Genomic DNA, 10256 nt, shown 5'->3' with positions numbered 1-10256 from the left:
ACCACGGCACGGCGCGACAACACGACGTTGTTGCGCTTGCGGTCGAGCTTGATGACCTTGAACTCCATCGTCTTGCCTTCGAACGGCGTCATGTCCTTGACCGGACGCGTGTCGAGCAGCGAGCCAGGCAGGAAGGCACGGATGCCGTTGACGAGGACGGTGAGACCGCCCTTGACCTTGCCGTTGACGGTGCCGGTCACGAATTCGCCCGACTCGAGCGAGGTTTCCAGCGACATCCATGACGCGAGGCGCTTGGCCTTGTCGCGCGAGAGGATGGTGTCGCCGTAGCCGTTTTCGATCGCGTCGATGGCCACCGACACGAAGTCACCGACCTCGACTTCGAGCTCGCCGTGGTCGTTCTTGAACTCTTCGATCGCCACATAGGCTTCGCTCTTGAGGCCGGCATTGACGACCACGAAGCTGTGCTCGATGCGCACCACTTCGGCGGAGATCACCTCGCCGGCGCGCATGTCGGAGCGCTTCAGGGATTCTTCAAACAGGGCGGCGAACGATTCCATGCCTTGCGACGAGGCGACTGCTGTTTCACTCATTGGGTTTTCCTGGGCCGACGTTGCGGCGATTGCCACTCGCGTGGCGGGTTAGGTTGCGGGTCCGTCGCTTTGGCGTCCGCGGTCTGCGTGGCGCACTGAGGGAAAGCGACGGGCTTCTCGAAGGCTGCTCAGCTCTCGCTGAACGGCCGCACCGTTTGCCACCAAGCCAGCACCTGTTCGACCGAGGCTTCGATCGAGAGCGCCGAATTGTCGAGCAACCGGGCCTGCGCAGTCGGCTTCAAAGGCGCGATGCTGCGGTTTTGGTCCCGCGCATCGCGCGCCTCGAGATCGGCGCGAAGAGCATCGATACTAGTTGAAATTCCCTTTGAAATCAATTGCTTATGGCGCCGCTCGGCACGCGTGGCGGCGCTCGCGGTCAGGAACACTTTGAGCGTGGCCGCCGGGAAGATCACGCTGCCCATGTCGCGCCCGTCGGCCACCAGGCCGGGCAGGCGCCGAAAGCTCAGTTGCAGCTCGACGAGCGCTTGGCGCACCGCGGGCAGGGCGGCGATCTGCGAGGCGGCGCTGCCCACCGCTTCTTCGCGCAGCGCATCGGTCACGTCCACGTCGCCGAGCAGCGCACGCTGTTGGTCAAAGCGCAACGGCAGCCCGCGGGCGAGGGTGGCGACGCGCGCTTCGTCGCCCACATCGACACCGGCACGCAGCGCCGCCAGGGCGGTGGCTCGGTAGAGCGCGCCGGAGTCGAGGTGGTGGTAGCCCAGCCGCTCGGCCAGCATGCTGCCCAGCGTGCCCTTGCCGGACGCGGTCGGCCCGTCGAGAGCGAGCACGGGAATGCTCTCCGGCGCCGCCTCGGCAATGGCGAACAGGGCTGCGAAATAATCGGGGAAGGTCTTGCCGACGCAGCGCGGGTCGAGCACCCGCACCGGCACGCCGGCGCGGCTCCCTGCTGGCACCGGCACGCCGGGGCGGCTCGCGATTGGCACCGGCGCGCCTGCGCTGCCCGCGAGCGCGTTGAAGGCGGCGAGCGAGGCGCACATCGCCATGCGGTGGTCGTCGTAGGTGTGGATGGCGGCGGCCCGCCATTGCAGCGGCGGCGTCACCTCGATGAAGTCGGACCCTTCGACGACCAGGGCACCGAACTTGCGCAGCTCGGTGGCCATCGCCGCGATGCGGTCGGTTTCCTTGACCCGCCAGCTGGCGATGTTGGTCAGGCGCGTGGTGCCATCCGCATAGAGCGCCATGGCAGCCAGGGTCATGGCGGCGTCGGGAATGTGGTTGCAGTCGAGCGTGATGGCGGTGAGCGGCCAGGCGCCGCGGCGCACCAGCACGGCGTTGGGCTCGAGCACGATGTCGGCCCCCATGGCGCGCGCTGCCTCGACGAAGCGGATGTCGCCCTGGATCGAGGCGCTGCCGGCGCCTTCGATGCGCAGCGGCTCGGCAGTGGCCGCGATTGCGCCGGCCGCGATGAAGTACGAGGCCGAGGACGCATCGCCTTCCACATGCACGTCGTCCGGCGAGCGGTAGCGGCTGCCCTGTGGAATGACGAAACGCCGCCAGTCGTCGCGCCGCACCGCGATACCAAAGCGCGCCAGCAACGCCAGCGTGATCTCGATGTAGGGCTTGGAGATCAGCTCGCCCTGGACCTCCACGAGCAGCTCGCGCTCGCCCGCCACCAGCGGCAGCGCCATCAGCAGCGCGGTGAGGAACTGACTCGACACGTCGCCGCGCACCTTGATCGGCGCGGCCAGCTGCAGCACCGTGGGACCTTGCAGGCGCAGCGGTGGATAGCCTTCGGTGCCCAGGCAGGTGATGTCGCAGCCGAGCGGGCGCAGTGCTTCGATCAGGTCGGCGATCGGCCGCTCGTGCATGCGCGCGACGCCGCCGAGTTCGAACCGACCGCCCTGCGTGGCCACCAGCAGCGCGAGCGCGGCGGTGAGCGGACGCATCGCGGTGCCCGCGTTGCCGAGGAAAAGGCGCGCCTCGTGTACCGCCAAGCGAGCGCCCAGGCCGGTGACTGCGAGCGCGTCACCGTCGCGCTCGAGGGTGCAGCCGAGCGCGCGCAGCGCGTCCAGCATGACGCGCGTGTCGTCGGAGTCGAGCAGGTCGTGGATGCGCGTGCGGCCGGCGCTCAGGCCGGCGAGCAGCAACACTCGGTTGGAGATGCTCTTGGAGCCCGGCAGCCGAACGGTGCCGGCCACGCGCAGCAATGGCGGCAGGTCGAGAAAGGCCGCAGCCGTCACGCTGTCGTGACTCATTTAAAAGGTGCGGACGCGGCGCGGCGCAGTCAGCGCGTGCCGCCCGGCTTGGCACTGCTCATCTGCCAGCCGGCGCGCATCTCCGAGGCGTTCTTGACCAGGTCTTCAAGGGCCTCGTTGTTACCGAGCTTCATCATGTGTTCGAGCGCGTCGAGCGTGTGGCGAAAGCGTTGCGACTGCTTGAGGATCTCTTCGCGGTTGCTCATCAGCACGTCGCGCCACATGACCGGGTCGCTCGCGGCGATGCGCGTGAAGTCGCGAAAGCCTGGGCCCGCGAGCGAGAGGAAATCGCGGCCGGCCGGCTGCTTGGCCACCGACAGGAAATAGGCAAAGGCCAGCAGGTGCGGCAGATGGCTGACCGCGGCGAAGGCGGTGTCGTGGTTCTCGGCGCTCATCTTGAGCACCTGCGAGCCGATCGCCGCCCAGACGTCGGTCGCCTTCTGCACGAGCACCGGATCGGTCTGCGTCAGCGGCGTGAGGATGACCTGGCGGCCGGCATACAGCAGCGCATCGGCGTTGTCGATGCCGGCCACTTCCTTGCCGGCGACCGGATGGGCGGGCACGAAGCAGCTCACCTTGTCCTTGAGTACGCGCCGTGCGGCGTCGACGACGTCGCGCTTGGTGCTGCCCACGTCCATGATCAGCATGCCGGGCTCGACCAAATGGCGGATCGCCTTCAGTGTGGCCTCGGTGGCCGCCACCGGCACGGCCAATAGCACCAGGTCGGAGCCCGATACGGCTTGCAGCGCCGATTCGGCGGCGATGTCGATGACGCCGAGTCGTTTGGCCTTGTCGGTGGTGGAGGGCGACTTGCTGTAGCCGACCACGCACTTGACCAGGCCGGCGCGTTTGAGCGCCAGCGCGAACGAGCCACCCATGAGGCCGCAGCCGATTAAGCCGAGTTGGTTGAACATGGTGCGTTTCGAGCTCAGTGCGTGTCGAGCGGGTAGGTGCCGAGGAGCTTGAAGAACGCACACACGGCGCGCAGTTGGGCCAGCGCGGCGCTGACGTCGGGCTGATCGGGGTGGCCCTGCAGGTCGATGTAGAAGTAGTACTCCCACTGATCGGCGCTGCGCGCCGGACGCGACTCGAAGCGCGTCATCGAGACGCCGTGTTCTTTCAGCGGCACCAGCATGTCGTGCACTGCGCCCGGCCGGTTGGTCACCGAAACCACCAGGCTCGTGCAGTCGTGGCCCGATGCCTTGGGCTGCGGATGCCGGTCGGGATGGGTGGCGATGACGAAGCGGGTGCGGTTGTGCGGGTCGTCCTGGATTGCAGGCGCGACCACATGCAATCCGTATTCGCTGGCGGCGCGCTCGCTGGCCACCCCGGCGAGCTTCGGGTCGAGCGAAGCGAGCCGCGCACCCTCGGCGTTGCTCGCCACCGGCCGGCGCTCGACGTCGGGCAAGTGGTAGCTCAGCCAGCCATGGCACTGCGCCAGCGCCTGCGGATGCGCACAAACGGCCTTGATGCCGGCCAGGCCGTTGCCCAGGCGCAGCAGGTTGTGCCGCACGAACAGGCTGGTCTCGCCGATGAGGAACAGCGGCGTGGTCAGCAGCAGGTCGAGCGAACGAGCGACCACGCCTTCGGTGGAATTCTCGACCGGCACCACGCCGAAATCGGCGGCACCGGCGGTGGTGCTGCGAAACACCTCGTCGATGCTGGCACACGGCACGCGCACGATCGAAGAGCCGAAGTAGCCGAGCGCGGCCAGCTCGCTGAAGGTGCCCGCCGGGCCGAGGTAGGCCACGCGGGTGGGCGTTTCCAGCGCGCGGCAGGCCGACATGATTTCGCGCCAGATTGGCGCCACGCTGTTGCTTTGCAGCGGGCCCCGATTGGCGGCCTTCATACCGTCGATGACCTGGGCTTCGCGCTCGGGGCGAAACACGACCGACCCCTCGCGCTTCTTGAGGCCGCCCACTTCTTGCGCCAGCGCCGCACGACGGTTGAGCAGTGCCAGCAGTTCCTGGTCGATTGCGTCGATCTGCAGGCGAAGGGCGCGCAGCGCCGGGTCGATGGGGGAGGCGGAAGCGTCGGAGTCAGCCATGGCGTGCGGCAAATTCTCGCATGCAGGAAACGAGCGCCTGCACGCCTTCGAGGGGCATGGCGTTGTAGAGCGATGCGCGCAGGCCGCCCACGCTCTTGTGTCCCTCGAGTTGCAGCAGGCCGCGCGCGGTGGCCGCTTCCAGGAAGGGCGCGCCGAGCGCATCGTCGCGCAGGAAGAATGGCACGTTCATGCGCGAGCGGCAGTCCGGCGCGACGCGGTCGACATAGAAACCGCCGGAGCCGTCGATGGCGCCGTACAGCAACGCGGCCTTGGCGATGTTGCGCTGCTCGATCGCGGCGACGCCGCCCTGTGCGGCGATCCACTCGAACACCAATCCGGCGATGTAGATCGCGTAAGTCGGCGGCGTGTTGTACATCGAGCCGTGGGACGCGACGACGGCGTAATTGAAGGCGACCGGGCAGATACGAAGCGCTCGGCCAAGCAGGTCTTCGCGCACGAACGCGAGCGTGAGGCCCGCGGGTCCGATGTTCTTTTGCGCGCCGGCATATGCCAGGCCCAGGCGCGACCAATCGACGATGGCGCGCGAGGCGATGTGCGAGGAGCCGTCGATCACCAGTGGCGCGTCGCTGCCGAGTGAGCGCAAGTCGGGCAGTTCGTGCAGTTCCACACCATGGATGGTTTCGTTGCTGCACACGTGGACGTAGCTTGCGTCGTCGCTGAGCTGCCGGCTCGCGGGTGCGGGCATCGTGGTGTGGTTGGCTGAGCTCGCGGCGACATTGCTGGCGACCACGCGCGCTTCGGAGTAGCGCAATGCTTCCTGATGCGTCCTGAGCGACCAGGCGCCGGTGATGACATGATCGGTGACGCCGCCCTGCGAAAGGTTGAGCGGCACGATCGCGTTTTCCGCAAGGGCGCCACCTTGCATGAACAGGATCTTGAACTCGGCCGGCACGGCGAGCAGCTCACGCAGGCGGGCTTCGGTGCGCGCAAAGATTTCGCCGAACTCGCGGCCGCGGTGGCTCATCTCCATCACGCCCATGCCTGAAGGCCGGCCGGTGGCGTCGTGCCAGTCGAGCATCTCGGCGGCGGCGGCTTGCGCCAGCACCGGCTCGGGCAGCGTGGCGGGGCCGGGCGAAAAGTTGTACGGGCGCGCCACGACCGCGCTCAGGGCTTGGTCGGGCCCGACGAGGCGGAGCCGGGCCGCGCTCCCGAGGCGGGCTTCGTGGTCGACGGCGCGGGCGCCGAAGCGCCGGGCACCGGCACGCCGAGTGCCTTGATCACGTTGGCTTCGAGCGCCTTGAGTTGGGTGTCGATGGCCGGGCGGGCGTCGGCCACGAGTTTTTTCACCAGCGTGTCCTGCAGTTCCGGCGCCATCTGCTGGTACTTCTTATTGACCGGTGATTCGAGCCAGCCGAGCAATTGCCGTAGCTCGTCCTCGGTGAACTTTTCTTCTAGAGCAGTGCCGATGGTCGAGGGCATAAGCTTGATCGCACGCTCGCGTACCAGCGGCACGGCCTCGTCCACGTACTTGCGCACGTCGGCCTCGATCTTCTTAGCCGCGGCTTCGCGCTTGTCGGGGGGCACGTGGGTCTGCAAGGCCGCGCCTGCCTGCTGCATCAGCCTGGCCGCCGGCTCTTCGGCCAGGCTGCGCGCCAGCCGTTCCACCGCCGGCTGTTGCTGCAGCAGCAGCTTCTGCACGAGCTCCTTCTTGGCGGGCGATGCGGGCGGCGACGACGCCGGTGTGGTGACCTGGGCGTGCGCCGACAGAGCGCCCGTCAATGCCAAGGTGACTGCGATGCGCGACAAACCGATCATCAAGGTGCCTTCGTGCTCGGCACTCCGGCATTCGCCCTTCGGGCTCATGGGGGATCCTCTGCTGCGGGCTCGTCGCTCGCGTTGCCGTTGTCGGTGGGAATGTCGCCAGCATCGTTCTCGACGATGCGTTGCAGCCCGCTGAGTTGCGAGCTGCCGTCCAGCGCGATCAGGGTCACGCCCTGGGTCGCTCGGCCGAGTTCGCGAATCTCGCTGATCCGCGTGCGCACCAGCACGCCGCGGTCGGTGTTGAGCATGATCTCGTCGGCCGGGCGCACCAGCGTGGCCGCGACGACCTTGCCGTTGCGCTCGCTTTGCTGGATGGCAATCATGCCTTTGGTGCCGCGGCCGTGGCGCGTGTACTCGACGATCGAGGTGCGCTTGCCGAAGCCGTTCTCGGTGGCGGTCAACACGCTTTGCGTCTCGTCCTCGGCCACCAGCATCGCAATCACGGTCTGCCCCTCGTCGAGCATCATGCCGCGCACGCCGCGTGCGTTGCGGCCCATTGGGCGCACGTCGTTCTCGTCGAAGCGCACCGCTTTGCCTCCGTCGGAGAACAGCATCACGTCGTGGTGACCGTCGGTGAGCGCGGCGCCAATGAGGTGGTCGCCCGGGTCGAGGTCGACGGCGATGATGCCGGCCTTGCGCGGGTTGCTGAACTCGTCGAGCGCGGTCTTCTTCACCGTGCCGAGCGCAGTGCCCATGAAGATGTAGTGGTCGGCCGGGAAGGTGCGGAACTCACCGGTCAGCGGCAGCACCACGGTGATCTTCTCGCCCGCCTGCAGCGGGAACATGTTGACGATCGGCTTGCCGCGCGCGTTGCGCGAGCCTTGCGGTACCTCCCAGACCTTGAGCCAGTAAACGCGGCCCCGGTCGGAAAAGCAGAGCATCCAGTCGTGGGTGTTGGCAATGAAGAGCTGCTCGATCCAGTCGTCTTCCTTCGTCTGCGTGGCCTGTTTGCCGCGCCCGCCGCGGCGCTGCGCGCGGTACTCCGCGAGCGGCTGGCTCTTGACATAGCCAGTGTGCGAGAGCGTCACGACCATGTCGGTCGGCGTGATCAAGTCTTCGGTGCCGAGTTCCTGCACGTTGTGCTCGACCCGGCTGCGGCGTGCGCCGAGCTTGGTCTGGCCGAACTCCTGGCGCAGCGCCACCAGCTCCTCGCTGATGATGGTCGTCACGCGCAGGGGCTTGGACAGAATGTCCAGCAGGTCCGCGATCTGCGTCATCACGTCCTTGTACTCGCCGATGATCTTGTCTTGCTCTAGCCCGGTGAGGCGCTGCAGGCGCATCTGCAGGATCTCTTGCGCCTGATCGTCCGACAGTCGGTACAGGCCGCCCGCCTGCATGCCGTAGTGACTGGGCAGCCCCTCGGGGCGGAACGCCTCGCGGCCACCGGGCGTGTCGGCTTCGGCGCGCACGAGCATCTCGCGCACCAGTGACGAGTCCCAGCTCTTGTCCATCAAACCCTGCTTGGCCAGCGGCGGTGTTGGCGAGTTCTTGATGATCTCGATGAACTCGTCGATGTTGGCCAGTGCAACCGCCAGGCCTTCGAGCACGTGGCCGCGTTCGCGCGCCTTGCGCAACTCGAACACCGTACGCCGTGTCACCACCTCGCGGCGGTGTTCGAGGAACACCGCGACCAGCTCGCGCAGGTTGCACAGCTTGGGCTGGCCGTCGATCAGCGCGACCATGTTGATGCCGAAGCTGTCTTGCAACTGCGTTTGCTTGTACAGGTTGTTGAGCACCACTTCGGGCACTTCGCCGCGCTTCAACTCGATGACGACGCGCATGCCGGACTTGTCGGACTCGTCCTGAATGTGGCTGATGCCTTCGAGCTTTTTCTCGTGGACGAGCTCGGCCATGCGCTCGAGCAGCGTCTTCTTGTTCACCTGGTAGGGAATCTCGTCGACGATGATGGCCTGACGCTGGCCCTTGTCGATATCTTCGAAGTGGCACTTGGCGCGCATCACGACCTTGCCGCGTCCGGTGCGGTAGCCCTCGCGCACGCCGTTCAAGCCGTAGATGATCCCGGCGGTGGGGAAGTCGGGCGCCGGAATGATCTCCATCAACTCGTCGATGGACGCTTCGGGGTTCCTCAGCAAGTGCAGGCAGGCGTCCACCACTTCATTGAGGTTGTGTGGCGGTATGTTGGTGGCCATGCCCACCGCGATGCCGGTTGAACCATTGACCAGCAAATTCGGCAGCCGCGTCGGCAGCACCAGAGGTTCTTTTTCGGAGCCGTCGTAGTTCGGCCCGAAGTCGACGGTTTCCTTGTCGATATCGGCCAGCATCTCGTGCGCGATCTTCGCCAGCCGGATTTCCGTGTAGCGCATCGCCGCCGGGTTGTCGCCGTCGACGGAGCCGAAGTTTCCCTGGCCGTCGACCAGCATGTGGCGCATCGAGAAGTCTTGCGCCATGCGCACGATGGTGTCGTAGATCGACGCGTCGCCGTGCGGGTGGTACTTGCCCATCACGTCGCCGACGATACGGGCCGACTTCTTGTAAGGTCGATTCCAGTCGTTGTTCAGTTCGTGCATGCCGAACAACGAGCGCCGATGCACCGGCTTCAGGCCGTCGCGCGCATCGGGGAGTGCGCGCCCGACGATCACGCTCATGGCGTAGTCGAGATAGGAGCGCCGCATCTCCTCTTCGAGGCTGATCGGCAGGGTTTCCTTTGCGAACTGGGTCATGCAATAACGGGGTGGCCCGCGGTGAAGGGTCCGCAGGCTCGCAACTTGCTGAGCGAGTGAGGCGGAAAGCCAACGATTCTAAGTGCGGCGCGATGTAGCTGTCGCGCAACATCGACTCGGGCAGGCAGCGCTGGACTCGTCGAAACCTTGTTGCTGCAACCTCGTATGGCACAATGTTTTTTCAGTTTTATAGCGCCCGCAATGCTTGCGGGTCGTCGGCTCTGGTCGATATTTTTAATGGACGTATGCAGCCGCTTTGCTGCTCATCCGAGAGGACAAACATGAATAAATTGAACAAGGTGGCGATGCTCTTCGCGATTGCCGCACTCGGCGGCTGCGCCACTTCGGGTTCCGGCGGTTCGGCCGCAGGAACGATCGACAACTGGAAGAACGTCGACAACAACGTCTGGAAGAACGGCAGCAACGAACTTTGCTGGCGTAACAGCGTCTGGACTCCGGCCACGGCCGACGAGCGCTGCGACGGCGCGCCGCCGAAGGCGCCTCCGCCGCCCCCGGCCCCCCCGCCGGCTCCGGCTCCGGCTACTCCGCCGGCCCCGGCGCCCGCGCCGGTCGTGGTTGCGCCGGTTCCTGTCAGCGAGAAGGTGACCTACGCTGCAGATGCGTTCTTCGACTTTGACAAGGCCAAGCTCAAGCCTGAAGGCCGGGCCAAGCTCGACGACCTGGTCAGCAAGATGGGTGGTATGAACCTCGAGGTGGTCATTGCCGTGGGCCATACCGACTCCGTCGGCACCGATGCCTATAACCAAAAGCTGTCGATCGCACGCGCCGAGTCGGTGAAAGCGTATCTGCAGTCCAAGGGCATCGAGAAGAACCGCATCTACACCGAAGGCAAGGGTGAGAAGCAGCCGGTGGCCGATAACAAGACGGGCGAAGGCCGCGCCAAGAACCGCCGTGTCGAGATCGAGGTGGTCGGTACTCGCAACAACTCCCGCTGATTCAGTCCGCGTCCATGGGGGCC

Annotated in this window: 8 protein-coding genes; 1 reads left to right on the top strand and 7 read right to left on the bottom strand. The window is 66.4% G+C overall.

Annotated elements, in window-relative coordinates:
• The 7 genes from RMO12_RS05630 to gyrA form a co-directional block, all read right to left on the bottom strand.
• Positions 1-551 (bottom strand): S1 RNA-binding domain-containing protein (locus tag RMO12_RS05630; protein WP_309638538.1); only part of this gene is annotated, 551 nt, incomplete at its 3' end.
• A gap of 128 nt (positions 552-679) precedes the next feature.
• Positions 680-2752, bottom strand: a complete 2073-nt coding sequence (locus RMO12_RS05625) for a bifunctional 3-phosphoshikimate 1-carboxyvinyltransferase/cytidylate kinase (RefSeq protein ID WP_405029624.1) — start codon at positions 2750-2752, stop codon at positions 680-682.
• Between the two features lie 44 nt (positions 2753-2796).
• Positions 2797-3681 (bottom strand): prephenate dehydrogenase/arogenate dehydrogenase family protein, encoded by an 885-nt coding sequence (locus RMO12_RS05620; RefSeq protein ID WP_309624694.1) that lies wholly within the window; start codon positions 3679-3681, stop codon positions 2797-2799.
• A 14-nt stretch (positions 3682-3695) separates the two neighbouring features.
• Positions 3696-4814, bottom strand: coding sequence for a prephenate dehydratase (gene pheA / locus RMO12_RS05615; protein WP_309638536.1), 1119 nt, complete (start codon positions 4812-4814; stop codon positions 3696-3698).
• Positions 4807-5931, bottom strand: coding sequence for a 3-phosphoserine/phosphohydroxythreonine transaminase (gene serC, locus RMO12_RS05610; protein WP_309638535.1), 1125 nt, complete (start codon positions 5929-5931; stop codon positions 4807-4809). The genes pheA and serC overlap by 8 nt, the downstream gene beginning before the upstream one ends.
• A gap of 8 nt (positions 5932-5939) precedes the next feature.
• Positions 5940-6638 (bottom strand): DUF2059 domain-containing protein, encoded by a 699-nt coding sequence (locus RMO12_RS05605; protein WP_309638534.1) that lies wholly within the window; start codon positions 6636-6638, stop codon positions 5940-5942.
• A complete protein-coding gene (gene gyrA / locus RMO12_RS05600; protein ID WP_309638533.1) occupies positions 6635-9277 on the bottom strand; it encodes a DNA gyrase subunit A in 2643 nt (880 codons plus the stop codon). Before gyrA ends, RMO12_RS05605 begins: the two co-directional genes overlap by 4 nt.
• A gap of 281 nt (positions 9278-9558) precedes the next feature.
• Between gyrA and ompA the strand changes: the two genes are divergently transcribed.
• Complete coding sequence (gene ompA / locus RMO12_RS05595) at positions 9559-10233, top strand: outer membrane protein OmpA (protein WP_309638532.1); 675 nt, start codon at positions 9559-9561, stop codon at positions 10231-10233.
• The last annotated feature ends 23 nt before the right edge of the window (positions 10234-10256 follow it).

It is taken from the genome of Methylibium sp., from assembly GCF_031393925.1.
GTDB lineage: Bacteria > Pseudomonadota > Gammaproteobacteria > Burkholderiales > Burkholderiaceae_C > Methylibium.
The sequence above is the reverse complement of the archived record's forward strand: the minus strand, read 5'-3'. Positions and strand labels throughout refer to the sequence as shown.

Excerpts from the sequence above, each read along its gene's own strand:
- pheA (WP_309638536.1), bottom strand. The coding sequence starts at position 4,814 with ATGGCTGACTCCGACGCTTCCGCCTCCCCCATCGACCCGGCGCTGCGC.
- ompA (WP_309638532.1), top strand. The coding sequence starts at position 9,559 with ATGAATAAATTGAACAAGGTGGCGATGCTCTTCGCGATTGCCGCACTC.
- gyrA (WP_309638533.1), bottom strand. The coding sequence starts at position 9,277 with ATGACCCAGTTCGCAAAGGAAACCCTGCCGATCAGCCTCGAAGAGGAG.
- RMO12_RS05620 (WP_309624694.1), bottom strand. The coding sequence starts at position 3,681 with ATGTTCAACCAACTCGGCTTAATCGGCTGCGGCCTCATGGGTGGCTCG.
- RMO12_RS05605 (WP_309638534.1), bottom strand. The coding sequence starts at position 6,638 with ATGAGCCCGAAGGGCGAATGCCGGAGTGCCGAGCACGAAGGCACCTTG.